Raw genomic sequence first — 24,101 nt, 5'->3', positions numbered from 1 at the left:
CGAAGCCGTATTGCATCCTCTTTTGTTGTTGCCATTAGGCTTAACCCCCCTGGTTCTATCAGGAGTGAAATAAAAAACCTTGGCCAAAAAACCTCCTTACTACAATCGAGATGGTTTGGCAACCGCATCCCGAAAGAGCGAGGAGGTTTTACGCAAGTGAAACATGAAGGAAAGCAGACGGCGCACTCCGGCTACCGGTGCGAACACCACCTGGTATTTGCACCAAAGTACCGCCGGAAAGTGATTTATAAGGCATTACGCGGGGATATTATGAAAATCATCAAAAAGCTGTGTAAGGAGATGAAAGTAGAGATCATCGAGGGCGAGGCGTGCCCGGATCACATTCATCTTCGAGTGAGTATCCGCTATGTGTATAGCACAGTTCGTGGGGACGCTCAAGAGCAAAAGTGCGCTGATGATTTTCGATAGACATGCAAACCTAAAGTACAAATACAGGAGCCGGAATTTCTGGTGCCGGGGACCCTTTGTGGATAGTAGGAAAGGATACGAAGAGGCTCCAGGAGTATATCCAAAACCAATTGGAAGAAGATTTGGCAAGCGGCCAGATGTCTCGAAAGGGATACATGGACCCGTTTATGGATAGCAGGAGAAAGTAAGCAAAAGAAAACAGCCGCTTTTAGCGGCTGCCTGTAGCAGTGATGCAATGACAAACCCTCAGTACCCCAGAGGGGGCAGTACTTGCTGACCCCTCTGGAATCTGAGCATACCGCTCCTTTACGAGTGGTTTTGATTGTCCAAGGTATTGGTACAGAAATGGTTGAAAAAATTCACATATAGCAAAAAATCTGAGAATACATTCGAGTGAACGAAGAATCAGGGGATGATTTCATCCATTAAGCGCTACAAGCATGATTATAGATTTGGAATCCATATGAAAATGTTATACAATATTAAAAGGAATTTTCAATTGATTCTAGTCAGAAATCCGCCCCAAAGTTCCCATCCATGAATCGGAAAATGGTGTGCAAACTTGTATATTGTTTGAATTCTATGGACAATGGGCGGTTTACTGTATAGCTATGTTTTGGATAAGGAGAGGAAAGGAAAATGAAAAAATTTTTTGCCTTACTGCTGTCACTTGTTCTATTACTATCTTTGGCAGCTTGTGGCCAAGATGCATCGAATGGAGATGTTAACAAAAACAATGGCGAAGAAAATTCGACTGGCGTTCAGGTGGATGAGGGATTGTTCAATGTTGATGTAACCTTACCCGCCGCTTTATTTGATAGCATGACAGAAGAAGACATCAAAAAGACAGCCGAAGAAAACGGCTATAGCGGTTGTGTGGTGCATGAGGATGGTTCTGTCACCTATACAATGACGAAAACCAAGCATAAAGAAATGCTCGAGGAACTTAAGAAAAGTATGGACGAATCCATTAAGAACTTGACAGAGGGTGAGAATGCAGTAGCCTCCTTTATGTCGATCGACTATACGGACGATTATTCCGAAGTAAATATACAGGTAAATGCTGACGAATATACACAATGGGATAACTTCTATGCATTGGCTTTCTATATGACGGGCGCGTATTATCAGTCTTTTGCAGGAGTAGCGCCCGATAAAATTGATGTTGTAGTTCATTTTATTGATGGTGACACAAAAGAGGTTTTGAGTACCGTTTCTTATAGGGACTATGTGAATGAAATGGAATCTTCTGGCGATGCGAATCATTCGAACGAAAGCAGCGGTGTTTAAAAGGATGGTGTAAATCCGTTTATGGCAGGGTACATGGCTAGATCCGATGTTTGCGAGTCTTTTCTTGATTATGCGGATATAACTTCCGATGGAGTACGCCTGTGGTCGGACGTTGCTATTCGCAGTATGAAGATGAATAGGGAAAAGGACATATTGGCGTTTATATAGGCTATCAAAACTTGTCATTTCAAAACCAAAGTGTTGATGAAGGAATGCATGCAACACGACTTTTTGGAAAAATCCATATGCTGGTTGCAATTTTTTCCCGCGAATCGCAGGCGGGCTACTGAGCCGCAAGCCAATGGGCACACCGTCTGGGAATTCTGGCAAATTGCGGCGATTGTGTTTGCCTGCGTTCCCACTACAACAGGAGTTGTATGCAGCAGAGAAACCGCCGGTTGGCCGATCACTCAGCACAGCTATGGCGGGAGGCCGAATGGTCGAAAGGCCTACACCATCCAGTATGTCGATCGGAAGAAACTCCCGGTTATAGTGGTTGGATTGGTTTTATACGAAGCTTTTCAGAGGAAGGGGATAATTTTCTTTTCACACAAAAGTAGCCTATTTCAATAAAGGTTGTATAAAATCGGCCGCCTCATAAGCTTGGCTCATGAGGCGGCCGATGGTTTTGTAACTTTTAAGAATAGCGGGTGACAATGGGGTCCTGCGAAAAATAGAAGAATGAAAGAGGAAATAGTTCAACCAATAGTAAATGGGACTGCTTGGGGAAAAGGTCTATTCCAGATATTTTCGCGACATTGGGGAAGAAATCTCTGTGGCAGGTACTTCATTGCCTGGAAGAGCGGAATCAAGAAATTCAGTCATGTTTTCCCAATATCGCTTTGGCATATGGGTCATACGGCATTTTGGATTGAAACGCCCTTCGATGCCGATGGTGTGATAAAATCGTTTCCAAAGTGCGCGAAATTGTTGTTCTGTCTCATTTGGATGCTCCAAAGTAAAGTTTTCGAGAGGAATAATAGCGTCCTGGCCCGGTTGGTGAACGAGGGCCATATGGTGTGTTTTATCATAAATAAGAAATGTTTCTCCATTGAAACGGCTGCTGAAGTGTTCCAAAATCAGGGGGAGTACCCGGTTTTTCGGAGTAATGATTGCGGCGAGAGTACCGTTTTGTTCGGAAAAACGAAGAAATCCCGTCAGGAGATGGGCTTCATGACTGGCTGCAAAAACTGCTTTATTCAAAGTATTTACCGTGTCGTCGGCAAGCCAATTGGTTACCTGTGCACCGTATGAATAACCCATACGGATGAACCGGTAAAGTATGAGTTCCCGTTCCGGTAGACAGGAGAGAAACCCCACTTCAATCCATTCGCGGGCTTGCGGGGAGATTTTGCGGGATAGGGAAACATAAACTCGCTCCGCGTGGCCGGAATCGGTTTCAATCCACTTTTCCGGGTAGAGTGATACTTGTGCTTCTTCATCAGAGAAAATCTGTGCGGGAACTTCACGCTTGGTATAGCTTTCAAAGATACAACATAGAAAACCTTCAAAGCTGCCGTCATAGCGATAGGCTACCATAAATTAAGCCTCCTTTTGAGCGAGTTCCGGAAAGCTGGTCGTGTCACTTGAATTCGGAACAGGGGGCGTGCTAAAAAAGGATAGCTGTTCTGGAATGTCTGAAACAACGAACTTTTGCTTTTCTTCAGAGATCAAAGCGCGTAAAATACTCTCAGGAGTAAAACGCAGGCCTTCCCGTATCTTTCCAGAGCAGGTGATAAAGTACTGCGCACGTTTCAAAACAACGCCAATCTTTTTCAGACCGTCGAAGTCAAGGGAATGGCACCGGCGTGCAGCACGGATGCGTTGGGCGCAGCGCACACCAATCCCCGGTACTCGCAAAAGCATTTCATAGGGGGCTGTGTTGATTTCGACGGGAAATTGTTCCATATGATTGACTGCCCAGCCGCATTTGGGGTCCACAAGAGGATGAAAGCTGGGGTGGCGTTCATCGAGCAATTCGTCGGCAGCAAATCCATAATAGCGGAGCAACCAGTCCGCTTGATAGAGCCGGTGTTCACGTAAAAGAGGAGGCTTTGTCCCCTTTGGGGGGAGCAGCGTATTTTCTGAAACCGGCATATAGGCAGAGTAGAATACCCGGCGTAGGCCATACTTTTTGTAGAGGCCTTCTGTCAAGCGGAGAATGTCCCAATCTGAGTCCGGCGTAGCGCCGATAATCATTTGGGTACTCTGTCCGGCGGGAGCGAATTTGGGCGTGTTTCGATACCGGACAAGGTCGTGATGGGCTTCTTGAATTCGATTTGCAATTAGCCCCATTGGTTTTAAAATGGAATGTTTTGTCTTGTCTGGAGCAAGAAGTTTGAGGCTTCGTTCGGATGGAAGCTCGATATTAACGCTCATGCGGTCGGTAAGCATCCCTAAACGTGTCAGCAAATTCTCGTCGGCCCCGGGAATTGCTTTTACATGGATATATCCGCGAAAACCATACTCTGTTCGGAGGATGCGCAATGTCTCGATGAGGAGTTCACAGGTATAGTCCGGACTTTTGATAACGGCAGAACTTAGAAAAAGCCCTTCAATATAGTTGCGTCGGTAAAATCCAATGGTCAAATCGGCAAGTTCGCGTGGGGTGAATGCCGCCCGTGCCGTATCGTTGGAACGGCGGTTTACACAGTATTGACAGTCGTAAATACAGGCATTGGTCATGAGTACTTTTAAAAGAGAAATACATCGGCCATCCGACGCAAAACTGTGGCAAATTCCCATTTTAACCGCACTGCCTAGTTGTCCGGTTTTTCCGCGGCGATCAATTCCGCTGGAAGTGCAGGCTACGTCGTATTTAGCAGCATCTGTAAGAATGGTCAATTTTTCCATGGTCGTCATAAGAGTACCTCGAAATAAACAAATGTTCGCATATGATAGTATAGAACGTTTTTTCGAAGAAGTCAAGTGGAAATTGCAACCATTGTGAATTTGCGTTATAATAACCTCACGCCGTAAGCGGAAATCGAAGATTTCCGACGGCTGAGAGAACATTGAAACATCAGCCGGTAGGGAACATTGGCTCATAAGGAAAAGGAAAGCAACGATCTGAGAATGGATGTTATAATAACCTCACGCCGTAAGCGGAAATCGAAGATTTCCGACGGCTGAGAGAACATTGAAACATCAGCCGATAGGGAACATCGGCTCAAGAGGAAAAGGAAAGCAACGATCTGAGAATGGATGTTATAATAACCTCACGCCGTAAGCGGAAATCGAAGATTTCCGACGACTGGGAGAACATTGAAACATCAGCCGGTAGATAAACATTGGCTCATAAGGAAAAGGAAAGCAATAATCTGGAGAATGGATATTATAATAACTTCACGCCCTAGACGATAAATGATAAAATTGACTGTTATAAAAGAGTTCGATAAGTTTTGAAGATTTATAAGAAGTAAAAATTGGGGGACTCCCCAAGTCTATAAAGGAGAATGAAAATGAGCGAAAAAGGAGAAAAGGCCAAAGCTCTATTCTTACAGGGATACAATTGCGCACAAGCGGTTGTTGGCGCTTTTGCAGAGGAGCTCGGCTTAGATTTTGATATGGCGGTTCAGCTTGTGTCGGGCTTTGGCGGAGGGATGGGCCGCTTGCGCCAGGTGTGTGGAACGGTTTCTGGGATGGTATTTGTAGCGAGCGCAAAACTCGGTTATTCCGATCCAAAGGCAACCGTGGAGAAGAAGGAACTCTACCAGGAGATTCAACGAATAGCAGAGCAGTTTCGCAAAGAGAACGGGTCTATTGTCTGCGCGGAGCTATTAGCAGGAGTGAAAGACGCGGATAATAGCCCTATTCCAAGCGCGCGTACAAAAGATTACTATCAAAAACGCCCCTGTGCCGAATTAGCAGCTTGTGCGGCGGAAATTTTGGAGGGTTGTACATGGATACGGTAACACTTTATCGGATCAACTGTTACGACGCGCCTTATGAAGAATTGCTGGGTGAAACCTTTTCCCTAGTACCATGGGATGAGCAAGACCCTACGATGAAAGGAGAAGACGACGGAGGAAGGGACTACCAATTGCCAAAGGGATATGTATTGAGTGCACAGGACGGGGTGCCGATGATTTTAAATCCGGATGGAAATCCCTGCGGCTTACAAGGACATAATGGTTGTCCTCTTTTAATCGATGAGGCGAAAAAACTGGCAATTCTAGTAGAACGTGACAAGAAACTAATCCGTCAAAGGGAGCTTGCAAATTTGACTCGTGCAGAATTAGCCGACCGTTTGGAAATTTCGCAGGCGCTGTTGTATCAATGGGAGCATTGTGAGGTAGAGCCGGATGTCCGCACATGGAAGCGCATTGCCGACATATTACAGTGTGACATACTGGACCTGATTTAAGGGTCTGTAAAGACGATATTCCGAAGAGGATGTCCCTAAACTATGAATTGTTCGATTCATAGGAAAGAGGCGTCCTCTTTCTGTTTGGGAAAATATCTGGGTTTCTAAAAAACAAGAGTATCCTTCAGTCGTAGCTTGGCTGAAGGATACTCTCTTCATTATGTCTTTTTAATAAACTCGGTATGGCACACAGGACAAGTGATCTGGATTTTGCCCCTCCCGCGCGGGACTCGTAGGGTACTTTTACAGTTGGGGCATTTGTAGTAGCGATGAGTTTTGGAGTCTTTAAACCGTGCCTGGAACTTCTGAAACTGGCTTTTAATTGGGTTCCACAAAGCCAGAAATTTTAGATTCTCCGCATAACGTTTGGACGTATTGCGAGACAACATTCGAAAGAAACACCACGCTAACAATGCCAGGGCCACCAATCGCAGTAACCAGAATCCGGTAAGCGGAGATAAGAAGATCAGGATCAAATAGATGATCATCAAGGCAAAACCCAGTTGATCCGGACCATATCGTCCCATCATAAATCTTCGTAGCCAATCCAAAAATGAAACATTCCTTTCTGAAAGGGAGTTCTTTAGAATCAGTTTAAGCCTTTCAAAACACGAATTCAACAATAAATTGTAAACAATCGAACAATTGCAGCAAGATTGTATTGATTTAGCACTTTATCACACAGATAAAAGGTTAAAATTATTTTTTTAGGAAAATTTTTACATAAGGTGTTGCTTTCTTTGTAAATAGATTATATAATATAGTTCGTAAGCGTTAGCTGAAATTAGATGATTTATCTAAGGCAAAAGAAACGCTTCTTTTTTTGTGACAAAATTTGTGCAAATTACGCACAGATTTTTTATTTTAAAATGGAAAGGAGCCTGATACCTATATGATTTTGAGTGCTTCCGGTTGGTTGTTTCCTGCTCGGATTGCACTTTTGGAGAGAAAAAATGAGTATGTTTTGAGAAGGAGGACCTAATGAAGAAAGAAAGAGGAAAGCAAATCAAACGAACAGCGTCGTTTGTTCTGGCGTTTGCGTTGGTTTGCTCAACATTCAGCGGAATGAGTACCATCGGTTCCGCCGTTCCAGTGAATCCAGAATTCCAAGGGGAAGAGTGGTATGACCAATTACAGACTTATGAAGTCAACCGTGAGCCCGGTCATGCATTGTTTATCCCCTATGAAAGTGCAAGCAAGGCTTTGGAAAATGAAGCATCCGCTTTGGATGAGGACGAGCCTTCTGCATATTACCAGAAACTTTCGGGGAAAGAGTGGGATTTTGCCCTGGTAACTACCCCGGCAGAAGCGAAGGAAAAGGACAAGACTTGGCTGGCAGAGACACTCAGCGCAGAGGATCAGGCAGCGTTCAATAAGGAATACGTTCCGCAGAGCTGGCAGACCTATCGCGATGAGCGCGGAGATTTCAAATATGACTCCCCAATTTACACCAATCAGTCCTATCCGTGGCAGAACTTTGAAAACAGAAACGATTCGGCGAACGGATATGCAGCTACGGTTTATAACCCGGTTGGCTACTATCGTACTACCTTTGAGACGCCGGATAGTTTTGATGGACGCCAGACCTTTATCACCTTTGAAGGTGTGGAGTCTGCATATTATGTCTATGTAAATGGTCACGAAGTGGGCTATTCAGAAGACAGCTATACCGCACACGATTTTAACATCACACCGTATCTCCATACGGATGGAACCCCCAACACTTTGGCGGTGAAAGTTTTCCGTTGGTCCGATGGAAGTTTCCTAGAGAACCAGGACTTTATCCGTTTGAGCGGCATCTTCCGCGATGTTTCCATCTATTCGAAGGCCAATGTTGAGTTGCGCGACTTCTTCGTACATACCACATTGGACGACAAAGAGGATGCAGTCAATTCGGACGCGACGCTGGCTCTGGATGTAGACGTCAGAAGCCTGGACCCGTCCATCTCTGGCGATTATAATGTTACAGCCACCCTTTATGACATGGATGATCAGAAGATTGAATCCATGGAAATTCCGGTGAATGGCGTAGAGGCTGCTCCGGAAGACTTTGAGGAGAGGATCGACACCACCGGCACCCGCGCAACGGGCAGCATGAAGATAGAAAATCCGGACAAGTGGTTTGCCGATACGCCGAACCTCTACAAGCTGCTCATCGAACTGAAGGACAGCGAAGGCAACGTTATTGAAACGGCTTGCCAGCGCGTCGGCTTCCGTGAAGTGGATAAGGTCATTATCAACGATGACAACCAGCAGCAGATGCAGATCAACGGTGAGAAGATTGTTTTCCGTGGCGTTAATCGCCATGAAACCGACCTCATGAAGGGGCGCGCCCTTGAAAAGGACGAGATTGTCACTGATCTGAAGATGATGAAGCAGTTCAACGTCAATGCAATCCGTACGTCCCACTATCCGGAGAACAAACTCACCTATGAGTTGGCAGATGAATTGGGTCTGTATATCTGTGCAGAGGCGAATATCGAATCCCACAGCGACCTTCCGTCTGCAAATCCGGAGTTTAATGGTATGGTTCTGGACAGAACGCAAACCATGGTTGAGAATTTGAAGAACCATCCGTCCGTCGTCATCTGGTCATTGGGCAATGAGGCAACTTATGCGAGTGCGAATACAGATCGTGAAGATTATTGTTTCCGCATTTCCTCCGATTGGATTTTGGAGCGCGATCCCAGCCGTATCAGAAAGTACGAACGCGATAATAAGGGATATAATATCAATGCAGAAGACCCGATGAATACAGATTATCGTGAGCGGTGCTTGGTAGATATCTATAGTGTGCAATATCCAGCACAGGGTGGTGCGACTGGTTATGCGCAGAATAGTAACAACAAGTTCCCGTATATTTGGTCCGAGTATGCACACTCTATGGGCAACGCATTAGGCAGCTTTGACGAGTATTGGAAAGAAGTACGCTCCAACGAAAATGTGCAGGGCGGCTTCATTTGGGACTGGATGGATCAGTCGGTTGCGACTCGCTTCCCAGAGAATACAACTTTCCATCAGGTGAAGGATTCAAAAACAGGTGTACTGAGTAATACAGAGATTTCCGATATGGACGCTGTATTTGCCGAGGGACGCAACGGCACATTGGCTGCCAAGTCTCCAATTTTCATGCCTGCGAAGCAAGAGCTGAATGCAAACAGCACCGAAGGCATCACATTGGAAGCTTGGGTAAAACCAAACTCCATGCCTTCTGCAGACCAAGCGATCATTTCCAAGGGCGATGGAAGTTACAACCTCAAGTATAGCGCTACAAACGGCAGCCATCTGGAATTCTTTGTCAACGGTTGGTCGGCCGGCACTTTGACTGTGCCCCTGCCGGATAATTATGTTGGAGAATGGCACCATCTGGTAGGAACGCTGAATGCAGATGGCGTTTACACCATGTATATTGATGGCAAAGAGGCTGGAAGTAAGACAGTTAACGTTTCGAAGCCGTACGACAACTCTTTGGATTATGGTTTGGCGATTGGCAACGACCCGCAGTATACAAGCAGAGCATTTGACGGCTTGATCGACAGTGCCCGCGTTTACAATCGTGCATTGACTGCAGAAGAAGTTGCAAATGCATATGCAGGAAATGAGATTTCTGTGGCGGATAACAGCGTTGTCTTTGCAACCAATTTTGCAGAGGAAGATATTCCGCTTACCGGCGGCACGGATTATCCGGAGGAAGGATACTTCTGGGGTTACGGCGGCGACTGGATCGATTCCAAAGTCAATGATAACTGGTTCTGCGGCAACGGTGTTGTTTATGCAGACAGAACCCCCAGTGCAAAGCTTTATGAGGTCAAAAAGGTCCATCAGGAAGTCAGCTTCTATGACGATGGCAAGATTGAGGATGGCGAAGTTCGCGTTGTAAATGAATTCCTCAATACCAATCTGGACAACTATGAGATTACCTGGCAGCTCAAGAAAGACGACCAGGAAATCAACGAGGGTACGTTGGATCTCCATACCGCTCCGCAGACAGAGGAAACGGTGCAGATCGATCTCGGGATTGATCCGGATACCATCGAAGAGAATTCCGATTATCTGCTGAATTTCAGCGTCCGGACGAAAGAAGACACCGCATGGGCAGAGGCCGGATTTGAAGTGGCTTACGAGCAGTTCGAACTGGAATTTGACCCGGCAGTGAAGGCAGAAGCGCTCAACGTCAGCGGCATGAATCCGTTTACTTCTATCGAAGGACTGGAAGATGACGCGGATGTATTGACTGCTTCCGGCATCACCGATCAGGGGCAAGAATTCAGCTTCTCCCTGAACAAGACCACCGGCGTGCTGGAAAACTATACGGTTGATGGAACCACTCTGATTGAAAAGGGTCCGGTTCTGAACCTGTACAGAGCGACCATCGACAATGATGGCAGCATGGGACAAGATCTCAAGAATATCTTTGATACGATGACCGATCCACAGGTAGAGGTTTCGGTTCCGACCGCAAAAGAGACAAAGGATAAGGTCATTTTGGTTTCCCTCAAGGGCGACTTGGGGATCAATGCGGCAAACCAGGTGGACTATAAGTTCTACAGCAATGGCGACATTGTTGTGACAAACAGCCTGTTGCCGAATGCAAGCCTTGGCAACCTGCCGAGAGTCGGCATGAAGATGGAAGTCAATTCCGATCTGCAGAACATGGAATACTATGGCCGTGGCCCTGTTGAGAACTACAGTGACCGCAACAGTGGTTCCCTCGTCGATGTATACAATACCGACGAGAACGGCGAGAATCTGACCGTCGATGGCCAGGAATTCAAGTATCTCCATCCGCAGGAGTTTGCAAACCGTACAGATGTCAGATGGACTTCTTTGACGGACGAAAACGGCAATGGTTTGATGATTGCTGCTGAAGACACCATGGAGACCGGCGCAACCCGTTATCAGCCGGAAGCAATGGGCATTGGCAACCGTGGAACCAGTTCGACGTCCGCTGGCAGACACATCTATCAGATTGAACAGAGCGAAAATATCGTTTGGACCGTGGACTATATGCAGAGAGGCCTCGGCAACAACAGCTGCGGCGGCAGTACAGCTCTTCCTGCATTCCAAGTACCAAGCGATCGGAATGTTACGCATTCGTTCCGTATTATCCCGATCACCAATCAGACGGATAAGATGGAAGAAAGCAAACTAGACTTTGACACTGTGTTTAATGTGATCGACAAGGTCACTATCAACGGCGTTGAGATGGCAAGCTTTGATCCGGTTAAGACCGACTATGAGATGTCTTATCTGGAAGGTTCCTTTGTTGGCGTTCCGTTGGTAGAAGTGGAAAAGACTTCGGATGATGCCGGTACAGTTGAGATCCAGCAGGCAGACGGCGTTCCGGGGACTGCAGTCATCACTGCGACCGACAAATATGGCGTAAGCAAGACCTATACCATCAACTTTACAGAGACGACCAGCGCGTATGCAGGCGATATGCAGTGGATGGTCAACGAGTGTGGCTACAGCACCACAAAGATCGACCGCTCTATCGATGGAAATCCGTTGAAGTTGACGGTGGACGGCAAAGAGAAGACCTTTGCAAAGGGCATTGGTACGCACGCGACGTCCCGCATTGTCATTGATATTTCTGGCAAGGGCTATGAGCGCTTCCAGGCAATGGTTGGCGTGGACCGCGAACAGTATGGCAACACGACTGCCAACTTGGAATTCCGCGTTTACTTTGACGATGACAGTGCAAACCCTGCATTCGAAAGTGGCGCAATGCGCTCCACCAGCGAGGCACAGGAGGTCATTGTAGACATCCCGGCAGATGCGAAGACCATCACCTTGTATGTCGATGAACTGGGCGGGAATGGCAACGACCATGCAGACTGGGCGGATGCACAGTTTATTTGCTCCACAGCTGCACCGGTTATCGAATCCATTCAGAAGCCGGAGAGCGTTACGGTTGAAACCGGAACCAGCTTTGAAGAACTGACCGCAGAACTTCCGACGCTTGTGGCAACACTCTTGGATACTGGAAAGCTGGCATACCTGCCTGTTACTTGGGAGCAGGGTGACTACAATGGCGATGTAGCAGGGACTTACACGCTGAATGGCGTCATGGAGGTTCCGGAAGATGTCACCAACAATGCTGGACAGCCCACGATTGAGGTCATCGTTTCGGATGACACACCGGTTCCGACTCCGTCCGGAGCGACGGTCAACTATAACAGTGGAACTGTGAAGCTGACCATCGACGGCGAAGAGCAAAAGCTGGCTGACCTGATTGGTTCATATCACAGCGATGCAGAAGCCGGTTCCCAGGTGGAGATGGTCTTTAAGCCCGCAGTTGAGGGACGTGTGATCCAGTCCGTAACCATTAATGGCGAAGTGGATGAAACCTTTACCGGCGGCACAGAATATACGTATATCCTGAACGTAGAAGAAGAGAATGAGGAAGTTGATCTCCAATTCACGGTCACCGATCGTACCATTCTGGATAGCATCATTGATTATGCAAAAGGCCTCGTAGAAGACGGCGTCCTGGAAGATGAGGACCGCTTGGAGGAAGTGAAGGAGAAGTTCCGGGTTCGCTTGGATACAGCTGTTGCCGTACAGGAAGATTATTCCGCAACACAGGAAGAAATCAATCAGGCATGGTCCGACTTGCTCGATATTATCCATGTGATTGACTTCAGCAAGGGCGACAAGACGACTCTGGATGCTCTGATTAAGAGTGTAGAAAATCTTCAGAAAGACGGCTTTACCAGCAGCACATGGGATGCCTTTGAGAAGGCTCTGGCTGAAGCGCAAAAAGTGAACGACGATGTGGATGCAATGCAGGATGAAATCACAGAGGCATATAATGCGCTCGATCAAGCGATTAAGGACTTGCAGTTTGTTTCTGATAAGGGCCAGCTGAACCTTGCCTTGACAGAAGCAAAGAAGGTTCTGGATAACCTCGGCGATTACAGCAACAGCCAGGAAGAAAAGGACGCATTACAGCGTGCATATGATGCAGCGCTTAAAGTGTACAATGATGAGGAAGCTTTGCAGGATGAGGTTGAGGAAGTAACCTCGAATTTGACTTCTGCTCTGGCAGTTATGCGCCTGGTTCCGAACAGAGGTGCTCTGGAAGAACTCGTAAATGAACTCAGCAATAAGAACCTTAACAAGTACACGGCAGCTTCCGCAAATGCGTTCAGAAAGGCGTTGAATGCTGCGAATGACGGTTTGGCTGATCCGAACCTCACAGAAAAGCGTGCAAAGGAATTGATTGAGAATCTCGAACTTGCAGAGAAGAATCTGAAGACGGATTCGAAGGGTTCCAGCTCGTCCGGGTCCGGTTCTTCTTCCAACAGAAAGCCTGTAGGCAATACGTCTGGAGAAGGAACAGCAGTGGCCGTGATGAACGGTGCATCTACAGTGGCAAATGCAGCATCGGTCGTATCGGATACGACGGTGAACTTCACCATGAAGAGAGGCAGCGCATACTGCTTCAAAATGACCGTAGTCAATGGCAACAATCAGGCGCCGAGCTTCACAGTTGGAAATGGCAATGTGCTCAAGACGCAGTTTGTAGCAAAGGTCGGCAATGACTACTACTACAGAGTATATGCAATTGGTACACCGGGTCAGAGTACGGGCGTGTACACGACTCTGTCGGGTCAGAACGCTGTGAAACATTGCACCGTTACGATTGGATAATCGTAACAAATAAAGGAAGAATGGAGTGATTTTCTCTATTCTTCAAAACGGAATTGCAAGGAGGGCCCCCAGTTCGTTAGGACTGGGGGCCCTTTTTTATAGAAAAAGTCAAGACTTGGCATTATTTTCTTGTGTTATTGTATTGATTCGCTTAAAAAAACTATCTATAATAAAACGAAGGCAGCAAAAAAGACAAAATATTTTGTTTTTTGTAAAGAATTATTGAAAGATTCGAATGGTGGATTGGGGAGAAAACATGAAGTATTTCTTTGCAGTTTTAAGCGTAGTGTTTGTTTTATTGTTCGCTATGGTGGGATATACCTATTTTTCCGGAGAATACGCTCCGGAAGGTTCCGCGGTCTTGACAGAGCCACGGGCGCATGTGCAGATGATTACACAGAATTCCAATGAACATTTCTGGTCTACATTTAAACGTGGTGCATTGGATGCGGGAAAAGAGGAAAACATCTATGTTGAATTCGCTGACATTTCGGCAAAAGACCCGGAACTGATTGCAGAAACGGCAGAACAGGCCGTGTATTCTGCGGTGGATGGTCTTGCGTTACAGGCAGCGGATGAAGAGAGGACAGCAAATGTTTTGTTGATGGCGGAGAAGGCACAAATTCCTGTTTTAACCTTTGAAAGTGATTTATTTCCAACGACAGATGTCCCTACGGTTGGTTCCAATAGTTATGATGCTGGTTATTCGTTGGGACAGATGGCGATTCAGGCCTGTGGTGGCCGGGCGACTGCAGCCATATTGGTGGAAAGTGTTTTGGAAAATGCGCCCTCCTCTTCACGAAATTTAAAGGTTCAAGGGATTATGGACGCCCTTTCGGATGCACCCCAAATTGAAGTAACCCAGGTATATCCGGTGGACGTAGAACGCTTTGAAGTTGAAAAATGTACGAGCCAAATTTTAGAGGAACGTCCAGAGGTGGACTTGATTCTGTGCACAGGGGAAACAAGTACTCCAGGGGTTGCACAGGTCTTAGTGGATGCCAACCGTGTGGGTGACATCTGTGTGATTGGATATGGAGCGATGCCGCAGACCCTGGATTACATTGAACGGGGAGTCATTTATGGTTCCGTTTGCCCGGATGCTTACCAGATTGGATACCAATCGGTCAAGCAACTCTGTAGAATGCTGGATGGAGAAACCGTGAGCAATTCCTCCAACACGGGGATGTATACGGTTACAAAAGAGAATTTAGAGCAATTTCGCAAAGAGACAGCGCAGCAAAACCTCGATTAAGGGAGGCATTACATAAAATGAGGCGTCCAAGAAATTTTCGTTATCAAACAAAGTTGGTTGCCTTTTTGCTGTTGTCCATAGGGATTACAATGTTGGCGGGGTTGTACTCCTATTTGTCCGTCCAAAATTTGATGGATGACAGCGTGGAGATTCTTCAGAAAAATTACCAATTGGCAAACGCCTATAAAGAAGTCGAACTGATGCAAAAGGAGTTTGAGACCTACTTTTCAACAAGCAGTTCCGACAGCTTAGTCGCTTTCTATAACCATTCTGCGGCAGTGAGTAGTAATATTGCGGAACTACGAAAAACCGCCACCTATACAGAACGTGGGGTTCGCATCAAAAATGTGTCCAATATGATGGAGCACTATATACAAAAGGCGGATGATACCATCCGTGCAAAGCGCGGCCGTATTGTGGACAGCTATACACAGGGCTATACCGATACGGTCAAAGAAAACCGGTATATCACCCGTTACATGGAAAAGATGATGAGTACCGATTTGATTGGAAGTGCAGAACGTTATGCGGCGATCAGTCGGGATGTGGGGCAGATCACAGTTTTTAATAACCTGTTGATTGCAGTAATAGCAGCGTTTATGACGATTGCAGTTGTATTTTTTAGCGCAGAGATGACTCGGCCCCTTTCTCAGCTGGCCTCTTATGCACAGGAGATTTCGGCAGGAAATTTTGATGTGCAGATTCCGGAAAACCGAACCAGCCGGGAAGTGAGTGTCCTGTACCGCACCTTTCGGTTAATGGCAGCCAATATCAAAGGACATGTGGAGGAACTTCGGCAGAAGCAGCGAATTGAGAGTGCCTTGAGTGAACAAAAGGTCAACAACTTAAAAATGAAGAATGCTTTGAGGGAATCCGAGCTATTGGCGCTACAGTCCCAGGTAAATCCACATTTTATCTTTAATACGATCAATATCGGCGCACAATTGGCCATGCTACATGGAGACGATGTTACCTGTACGTATTTCCAGAATGCGGCGGATATTTTCCGATATAACCTTCGAGGATTGGACACCAATGCGACTTTGCGCCAAGAACTGGAAAATGTCAACGCTTACATGAACCTTCTTCAAACACGTTTTGGGGATGCCGTGTGTTTTGAGCAGCGAATTGAGGAGGATGCAGATCTCTTGGACTTTGTTTTACCGCGCATGACTCTTCAGCCCCTGGTGGAAAATGCATATATCCATGGGATCAGCGAACGAGAAAATGGTGGCGTTATACGCCTGCTGGCTTGGAAAGAAGAGGAAGAAATTCGCGTTGCTGTATGCGACAACGGAAAAGGGATATCTACGCAGAAGATCGCGGAGCTTTTGCATGCGGATTTAGGAGAGATAGAAACAGCAGGACGTGTCCGAAAGGGGCATGTATCGGGAATTGGTGTGGACAACGTGTTGAAAAGATTGCGCCTGTTCTTTGGTAGAGAAAACGTCATGGAGATCACCTGCGAAGAGGGAGAGACCTGCTTCTTATTGAAGCTTCCGAAGGTGGAAACAGGGGACACGACGGGATGAACGGCTGCGGATGGATCTGCGGTCGAGTATTTTAAGATTTAAGAATCAAAGGGAATGGAAGATGGAGAAAAGAAGGGGAGGATGCATGTATGTATCGGGTGTTATTGGTGGATGATGAGCCGATTGCGATTGATTCATTGGAATATATGCTTCGCAAAAATCGAAGGGATATTGAAGTAGTAGGGAAGGCACGGTCGGGGAGAGACGCTGTGGAGAAAGCGTATAATACACGCCCTGATATTGTTTTGATGGACATCAATATGCCAGGCATCAACGGTTTGGAGGCAATTCGGCGGATCAAGGAGACCAATTCTTCTGCGCAGTTTATCATTACAACTGCATTCGACTATTTTGACTATGCGGTTGAAGCGATGGAATTACAGGCAACGGAATACCTTTTGAAACCGATTCGGGAGGCAAAATTACTGGAGGTGATGGAAAAGGTTACTGCGCAGGTAGATGCACAACGCGCACAGCTGCGCAAAGAGTTGGAAATCAAAGAAAAGTTTGAAATGATTGTCCCCATGATGGAAACCGGTTTTATCAATGCTCTGTGTATGTTTGAGGACAGTGAAGAAGAGTTGAAACGCTATCACCGTTTGCTGGGCAGCCCCGGAGAAGGGGGATATGTGATGGTGATTGCGTTTGAAGATAAGGATAGCGGAGGTGGAAATAACCGTGTGGGAGCTGGAGTGAGAGGTCAGGCGCTTCATAGCCGGTACAGGGAAGTTTTAAAAGCGATGTGCAATTGTATGGTCGGTCCAATCATGCTCAACCGGTTGGTGGTATATGTCTGCGAAAATGGTCCAGAAGGGACTTCTTTTGAGCAAAAAGTCGCTGCAATTAAACTGGCAAATGCGCTGTACCAACGTGTAGGAAGCTTGTATCCGGAAATCTCCATTGGAATTGGCCGGGTCTACCGGCGCATTGAGGAAGCGAAAAAAAGCTATAGGGAGGCTTTACAAGCCCTTGGGATGGAGGATGGCCGCTCGAAGGAGATGAGTATCCTACACATTGACGACGCTGTACGGGATATGGAGGACCTTCCTGCGGATGAAGACGAGCGATTGGAACGCTGTGTTCTGCAAAGGACTGCGGACGGAGATGCAGCGGGAGCGCTCATTGCATTTGAACAGTTGTATGCACATCTTTGTAAAAGCCTGATGCCAGATTTTATCCGAGTGAAAAATCGTGCGATTGAACTGGTTGTCGACTTTGGAAAACGATGGGGCAATGTGATAGGGAACTCTTGCCCTGTGCTGTCCAATCTCCTGAATGCTAAGGATGCCGACACACTGTATGAGATCGAAAGCCGGTTTATCCGGGACACTGCCACCCGAATCGATTCTGGGAAACAGAAAAAAATTGGTTCGATTATCGACCGGGCAGACCGCTATATGCAAGAGCATTTCAGCGAAGAAATTGCTTTGGAGGATGTCGCCCGTGCGGTCAATCTCAGCCCTTACTATTTTAGCCGCTTTTATAAGGAAGAAACTGGCGTCAATTTTATCGACCGGTTGACAGCTGTCCGCGTGGAAAAAGCAAAGGAATATCTGGCACGTACAGAATATACGGTAAAGGATGTTGCTCGTGCGGTTGGCTATGCCGATCCAAATTATTTTTCCAAATTGTTCAAAAAGGTGACCAATATGACCGCAACGGAATACAAAGAGTCGTATGGAAAGGGGAGCTACTGATGCGAATGAAAAGATTTTTGCGCAGAGCTGCACCGCTGGCATTGGCCGCTGCACTGCTATTGGCAGGGTGTCAGAATGAAATACCCGCTCCTACCTCCAGTGAGGAGGAACGGCTGCTGGTCGGTTTTTCGATGGCTACGCTCAAAGAGGATCGTTGGCTACGGGACCGCGACATTTTTTCTGCAAAAGCGAAACAGGAAGGAATTGATGTCCTGATAACCAATGCCAATAACGATGCAGACCGCCAATATGAGCAGGTAGCCGATATGGTGGAACAAGGGGTGGATGTGTTGGTGATTGCCCCACACGATTGTGACAATTCTGCGCGGTGCGTAGGGTTGGCCAAACGGGCGGGAATCCCTGTGATCTCCTACGATCGTTTGGTGAAAAATGCAGATGTGGACGTTTACATTTCTTTTGACAATTATAAAGTAGGAGAACTACAAGGAAAGGCGATTTTGGAGGCGGTTCCGGAAGGCGGTTATATTTTGCTGAACGGTTCAGAAGATGACAGCAATAGCCAGATGTACCATCAAGGCTGCATGGATCAGCTACAGCCGGCTATCGATGCCGGACAGATTCAAATTGTGGGGGAAACCTGGGTACAGGATTGGCGACGGGAAACTGCGTTTGCCTTTACCTCGGATGTACTTCGTGATAAAGGCGACCGGGTGAATGCGGTGATAGCGGCTAACGATTCCCTTGCTTGGGCCGCCATCGATGCCCTTTCAGAAGCGCAACGGATGGATCAAGTAAAGGTGGTGGGACACGATGCGGACCTTGCCGCTTGCCAACGGATTGTGGTTGGAACACAGTTGATGACTGTATATAAGCCCATCCCGGATTTGGTGGATAAGACCATCGAGGCTTGCAAACTTTTGGCAGAAGGAAAAGAGATCGATGGAGAAAAGACCATTGACGATGGAACGTATCAAGTTCCCTATTGGATGATCGATGTGATTGCGGTGACAAAAGAAAATATTGATGATACCGTTATTAAGGATGGCTTCCATCTCAAGGAAGACGTTTATCGGCAGGGAGAATAAGTACGAGAGTGATAGGCCCACGGGGGATTGCCCCTTGGGCCTGTCATTTTTTGTTGCAATAAATTGCAGGTGAATAATAAAATAGAATAATCACATAAAACTGAATGAAAAATCACAAAATTTTTTATTGATTATTGGAGGATAAGTCGGTATGATTAAGACATGGAAAGCCTGTAAAAAGATCAAGTCATGTCTTTTTGCAGAGAAAAGCGTCCGAGAAATCGGGAATGAAGAGAAAGGAGCGCTTATGAGAAAGAAGAAAGTACTAAGTCTGTTGTTGGCCATTGTCATGGTTTTTTCCATGATGGCAGTGCCGGGAGTTTCTGCTTTTGGCGCACAGAAGGCAACAACAGAGAACATCGGCGATGTGACAGGAAAATCGGAGGATGGCAATGTTCTCATCTTCCAAGTGGGCGGACAGGAGGTCCGCGTAGAACTCTGCACACCGCGTACAGTTCGTGTACAACTATCCCTGGATGGAGCAGACGGCTACCGCCCAGAAGATCCGCAGTATTACATGGTACAGAAAAATGAGTGGGATCCGGTTGATAAGACGGTGACCGATGAGGGCGATGTAATAAAGATTCGCACTTCTATGATGGAGATCCGTGTACAGAAGAGCCCACTGCGCATCGGCATGTATGACTTGGAGGGCAATTTGCTCAGCAAGGATGCAGACGATCAGGGCATGTATTGGGATGACAGCGGTATCCGTGGCGTTAAAAAGGTGGAGGGAACGCAGAATGCCGGCGGTATTTTCGGTTTCGGCTCTGGCGACCACGGCCGCAGAAGCAACCTCAACCGCTACGACAACGATTTTACTGAATTCACTATGAGCCATGGCCGCGTAATCGCACCGTTCTTCATGAGTACGGTCGGTTACGGTGTGTTCTTAAACACCATTGAAGAGGACACCAAGTTCTTCAAACATGGCGGTGGTTTCCAGACCAAGGGTTACCTTGACTACTACTTCATGTATGGCCCGGATTTTAAAACCATTCTGAATGAATATGCGGAGATCACCGGCCGCATGGAACTCTATGGAAAATGGGCGCACGGCTTTATGCTTTCCAAGTACGGTAACGACAACGCAACACAGGCGGAATTCCTAGAGTGGCTTCACCGCCTGCGCGACGAAGGATACCCGACGGACTGCTATGTGTTCGACTACGGTTGGCGCGGCGATGTAGCCGACAACGGGAACCCTCAGCACGGTGCTGGTGAAAAATGGGGCAAGCAGATGTGGAGCAATGACAAGACAAAGTTCCCGGATATCGACGCCATGTTTAAAGAGGCGGACGAGCTGGGATTCCGTGTAGGCTTGCATAACAATGCCGGAACTCCGGAGGCATCCGGCGGCAAAGAGCTTTATAAGCCCGAATATGAAGAGAAATGGGTCAAATCCTATATGGACAGCGTCATTACCACTGGCTATGGCGATTGGTTCTGGCCGGATGAGTTTGATGTGCTGGGGTCCAACACTGCCCCGACGTTCTCCTCCAAAGGCGCTTATGAGGCTTGGAAAGAGTATACGGTAGAATCCCGTCCAATGTTCATTACCCGCGGCAGCTATGCTGGCCAGCATTTTGCAACTGCTTGGTCGGGCGACATCAACAACACCAGCGCAGAATTGGACAATCAGATTGGGTTCAGCATTGACACCGGCCTTATTGGATACTGGGCGTCCTCCAATGACCTGGGCGGCTTTATGAAGCGCCCGACCGATGAACTGTACACCCGTTGGGTATCGGAATTCGGCGCTTGGAGCGGCATTATGCGTACGCATGGCCACGATGGACGTGAGCCTTGGACCTATGATGAGACAGCCCAGGAAACTTTGAAAGAGAACCTGAAGATTCGTTATGCTTTGTATCCTTACATCTACTCTTTGGCATGGCAGGGTTACAGTCAGGGTGTGCCGATCATGCGCGCCATGTTGCTGGAAGATGACAGCCAGTACAATCCAGATGCGTGGGATCTCAATAAGCAGTATTACTATGGAGATTGGTTCCTGGTGGCCCCGGCCTCTGCAACAACGGATACGGTTGTAAGCGTGTGGCTCCCGCCGCACACCACCTGGTACAACTATTATACTGGCGAGCGCTATGAGGGTGGCGAAATTGGAAAGACCATCCATGTGGCAGCAGCTTTGGATGAAATTCCGGTATTCGTCAAATCCGGTGCGATTGTTCCGATGGGACCGGATGTGAATTATGCGGACGAGAAACCGCTTGATCCACTGACACTGGATATTTATCCGAAGGGAACGACCACCTTTACACTGTATGAGGACGACGGAGAAAGCCGTAGATATATCACGGAAGATGCTTACAGCACGACGACCTTTGAGAGCGTACAGGAAGGAAAGGATATTTCCTTTAAGATTCACGCGCGTGAAGATCATAATCCCGATGTTTACACGCCGGATGAGCGTTCCTATAATCTAAAGTTTAACCATATTGCAGAGATCAATGGTGTGACCATCAATGGAACTCCGATCTCCGCAGCGGAATCCCTCGAGGAATACAACGCAGCAGAGCAGGCCTATTGGCTGGACGCAGAAAATCATATCGTTTATGTTCGTACCCCGGACACAGGCGACGAGATCAATGTAGTCCTTGACTCCAATGGTATTGTAGAGCCTGCGTTGGGCGATGAAGATGAAGGACTCCCTCCACCGGTCATCACAGATGGCGAGCGGTTTGAACTGGAAGACGCTGAGATGCTGCCCACCGCAGAAGGCGAAGTAAAGCCGGACAACGAGTGGAAGGGCTACACCGGAAGTGGCTTTGCAAAGGGCTTCAAGAAAGAGGGAGACGCAGTTCAGTTTGAGGTAAACGTAGAGAATGCAGGTACATATGATCTGGTTCTCCGCGTTAACAACGGTAAAAAGAACGATCCAGCTTATGATAGTGCGCCGCGTACGGGTGGCCTGTACATTCAGGACCAAAAGGCGGCTGATCTCAGCTTTGAAATTACCGATGTCTGGGGCAATGTCGTGGACGGCGTCAAGCAAGGCGTGTGGGTTGATTACACATACCGCGTCCAATTAGCAGCTGGTATCAATACCATCAAGATCCGCGCAGAGGGCAATAACCCTGGCAACTACAACCTGGATTCTGTGACCTTTAACCGCGTGGATACGTCAACCAATGCATTTGGCCGGATTGAAGCGGAGAGTTCTTCGCATCTGGAAGGCGGCATTGCGGTTGTTGAAGATGAGGCCGTTTCCAATGGCAGCCTATTGAGAGCTACAGAGAATGGCGCTTGGGCTCAATTTGATGAAGTACGCGGCACCGGTAGAACGGGTGTTACCATCCGTGTCAGAAGTACAACAGGCGGTAGCATCATCGTTTACGAAAACGGTGTAGGCGACAAGATTCTGACCACCATTACTCTGCCATCCGATGGCGAATGGCATACCTTGAATGTAGACTCCAAGGATACGGACGCAGAAACCAGCAATATTTTCTTGTCCTTTGTTGGCGAGGACGATTTCAACTGCGATGTGGACTGGTTCCACTTTACGACCGACCGTGAAACGGTTGATGCATACAGTCAGATTGAAGCGGAGTCAGCGGATGAGCGGGAAGGTATTGACACAACGACGAAAACGGTCAACGGCGAAAAAATCAAGCTGTTAAACCACATCGAAAATGGCGACTGGGCAAAATTTGCAGATGTCAACTTTGGCAATGGCGGGGTTAGCGGCTTTGAAACCCGTGTAGCAGCCGGATTGCAGGGTGGCACTTTGGAAGTACGCCTTGATTCCGAGAGCGGGATTAAGGTGGCTGAGGTGACGATCGAGAGCACTGGCGACTGGAATACATTGAAGGTATTCTCCGCGACTTGTAAGGACATTAAGGGTATCCATGATGTCTATCTGAAATTTGTCAATACGACGACGGACAATTCCATTTGTGATATGGACTGGATTCGTTTTACACGGGATGTGGCAACTGTCTCTACACAGGTGGAGGGCGGCACAGCGACTGTGACCGTCGATGCGCCGGACCCGGTGGAAGAAGGAAACACTGTGAAGGTGGAGATTTCTAACATCGAAGTCGGCAAGGAATTCGATTCAATCTCAGCAGAAACCCAGGACGGGACACCAGTCAAATTGACCGAAGTAGAAGCAGGGAAAGCATATACCTTTGCTATGCCGAATACCAAATTGGTAACCGTGACGGTAACGCTGAAGCAGGGCGAGAACATTGTGGAGCCTGGTAGTGTATTTGAACTCGAAAATGCGCGTGGCGATACCAGCAGCTCGAAGGGCGACGGTAGCGGTAAGGTACGTGTGGATACCGAATGGGCTGGATATACTGGAACTGGTTATACAGCGGGCTGGAAGGCCGTTGGACATTATGTCGAGTTTGATGTCCATGTACAACAGTCTGGAATCTACGACTTAGTTCTGCATGCTGGAAACGGCAAGAAGAACGAAGCAAAGTACGATAATACCCCAAGAACGGGCGCTTTGTATGTAGACGGCGTAAAAGTAGCAGATTTTGGACTGGAAGTGCACGACAGTTGGGGCGATTGGTTTGAACACGCTATTGAAGGAATTGAGCTGACTGAAGGCTCGCATACGATTAAGATCCGCTCGGAAGGTTCGGATAACCCCGGTAACTTTAATCTGGATTCTCTGCGGTTTGACCGTGTAGGAGATTTGAGTCCCGCAGAGCCGCAGTTGTTGACCGTACAGTGGAGCAGCAATGCAGCGGTGGAAGTGGAAGGAAATGCAGATGTGGTGATCTCCACGGATGCAATCTACGGCGCGAAAGTGATGCCGGGCGAAGATCTGACCTTTACCTTCACCCCGACCGA

11 protein-coding genes and 1 pseudogene are annotated in these 24,101 nt (G+C 47.5%); 10 read left to right on the top strand and 2 right to left on the bottom strand.

All coding sequences use genetic code 11. The annotated features are described in order from the left end of the window. The first annotated feature begins 156 nt into the window (after positions 1-156). Both tnpA and B9Y59_RS10955 read left to right on the top strand, forming a co-directional pair. Positions 157-617, top strand: a pseudogene (gene tnpA, locus B9Y59_RS10960) (IS200/IS605 family transposase). A 451-nt stretch (positions 618-1,068) separates the two neighbouring features. Further along, positions 1,069-1,719: a hypothetical protein gene (locus B9Y59_RS10955; protein WP_085533453.1), complete on the top strand. Its 651-nt coding sequence runs from the start codon at positions 1,069-1,071 to the stop codon at positions 1,717-1,719. Positions 1,720-2,454: 735 nt separating this feature from the next. Here the strand turns inward: B9Y59_RS10955 and B9Y59_RS10945 are convergent. Beyond that, entirely contained in the window at positions 2,455-3,258 is an 804-nt protein-coding gene (locus tag B9Y59_RS10945) for a TIGR03915 family putative DNA repair protein (protein ID WP_085533448.1), read from the bottom strand. A 3-nt stretch (positions 3,259-3,261) separates the two neighbouring features. Next, positions 3,262-4,581 (bottom strand): putative DNA modification/repair radical SAM protein, encoded by a 1,320-nt coding sequence (locus B9Y59_RS10940; RefSeq protein WP_085533446.1) that lies wholly within the window; start codon positions 4,579-4,581, stop codon positions 3,262-3,264. Between the two features lie 599 nt (positions 4,582-5,180). Between B9Y59_RS10940 and B9Y59_RS10935 the strand changes: the two genes are divergently transcribed. From B9Y59_RS10935 to B9Y59_RS15850, 8 genes are all read left to right on the top strand, one after another. Next, on the top strand, positions 5,181-5,633 hold the full coding sequence (locus B9Y59_RS10935) for a C-GCAxxG-C-C family protein (protein ID WP_085533444.1): 453 nt from the start codon (positions 5,181-5,183) through the stop codon (positions 5,631-5,633). Beyond that, entirely contained in the window at positions 5,621-6,085 is a 465-nt protein-coding gene (locus B9Y59_RS10930) for a helix-turn-helix domain-containing protein (RefSeq protein ID WP_054324882.1), read from the top strand. Before B9Y59_RS10935 ends, B9Y59_RS10930 begins: the two co-directional genes overlap by 13 nt. A 981-nt stretch (positions 6,086-7,066) precedes the next feature. After that, positions 7,067-13,741, top strand: a complete 6,675-nt coding sequence (locus B9Y59_RS10920) for a glycoside hydrolase family 2 TIM barrel-domain containing protein (RefSeq protein WP_085533440.1) — start codon at positions 7,067-7,069, stop codon at positions 13,739-13,741. 256 nt (positions 13,742-13,997) lie between these two features. Continuing rightward, entirely contained in the window at positions 13,998-14,996 is a 999-nt protein-coding gene (locus B9Y59_RS10915) for a sugar ABC transporter substrate-binding protein (RefSeq protein ID WP_158089015.1), read from the top strand. A 17-nt stretch (positions 14,997-15,013) separates the two neighbouring features. After that, positions 15,014-16,528, top strand: a complete 1,515-nt coding sequence (locus B9Y59_RS10910) for a sensor histidine kinase (RefSeq protein WP_085533436.1) — start codon at positions 15,014-15,016, stop codon at positions 16,526-16,528. 89 nt (positions 16,529-16,617) lie between these two features. Beyond that, positions 16,618-18,225: a response regulator gene (locus B9Y59_RS10905; RefSeq protein ID WP_054324887.1), complete on the top strand. Its 1,608-nt coding sequence runs from the start codon at positions 16,618-16,620 to the stop codon at positions 18,223-18,225. Positions 18,226-18,230: 5 nt separating this feature from the next. Continuing rightward, complete coding sequence (locus B9Y59_RS10900; RefSeq protein WP_158089014.1) at positions 18,231-19,271, top strand: sugar ABC transporter substrate-binding protein; 1,041 nt, start codon at positions 18,231-18,233, stop codon at positions 19,269-19,271. A gap of 247 nt (positions 19,272-19,518) precedes the next feature. Further along, positions 19,519-24,101: carbohydrate-binding protein (locus B9Y59_RS15850; RefSeq protein WP_158089013.1), on the top strand; the 4,583-nt coding region annotated here is incomplete at its 3' end.

The organism is Anaeromassilibacillus sp. Marseille-P3371 (assembly GCF_900169665.1).
In the GTDB taxonomy this organism is placed as follows: domain Bacteria; phylum Bacillota; class Clostridia; order Oscillospirales; family Acutalibacteraceae; genus Anaeromassilibacillus.
This window is presented reverse-complemented; position numbering and strand designations above follow the sequence as displayed.

Bases quoted from the DNA above. Each gene is read 5' to 3' on its own strand.
- B9Y59_RS10915 (WP_158089015.1), top strand. From the start codon at position 13,998: ATGAAGTATTTCTTTGCAGTTTTAAGCGTAGTGTTTGTTTTATTGTTC.
- B9Y59_RS10900 (WP_158089014.1), top strand. From the start codon at position 18,231: ATGAAAAGATTTTTGCGCAGAGCTGCACCGCTGGCATTGGCCGCTGCA.
- B9Y59_RS10935 (WP_085533444.1), top strand. From the start codon at position 5,181: ATGAGCGAAAAAGGAGAAAAGGCCAAAGCTCTATTCTTACAGGGATAC.
- B9Y59_RS10945 (WP_085533448.1), bottom strand. From the start codon at position 3,258: ATGGTAGCCTATCGCTATGACGGCAGCTTTGAAGGTTTTCTATGTTGT.
- B9Y59_RS10955 (WP_085533453.1), top strand. From the start codon at position 1,069: ATGAAAAAATTTTTTGCCTTACTGCTGTCACTTGTTCTATTACTATCT.
- B9Y59_RS10940 (WP_085533446.1), bottom strand. From the start codon at position 4,581: ATGACGACCATGGAAAAATTGACCATTCTTACAGATGCTGCTAAATAC.
- B9Y59_RS10905 (WP_054324887.1), top strand. From the start codon at position 16,618: ATGTATCGGGTGTTATTGGTGGATGATGAGCCGATTGCGATTGATTCA.
- B9Y59_RS10930 (WP_054324882.1), top strand. From the start codon at position 5,621: ATGGATACGGTAACACTTTATCGGATCAACTGTTACGACGCGCCTTAT.
- B9Y59_RS10910 (WP_085533436.1), top strand. From the start codon at position 15,014: ATGAGGCGTCCAAGAAATTTTCGTTATCAAACAAAGTTGGTTGCCTTT.
- B9Y59_RS10920 (WP_085533440.1), top strand. From the start codon at position 7,067: ATGAAGAAAGAAAGAGGAAAGCAAATCAAACGAACAGCGTCGTTTGTT.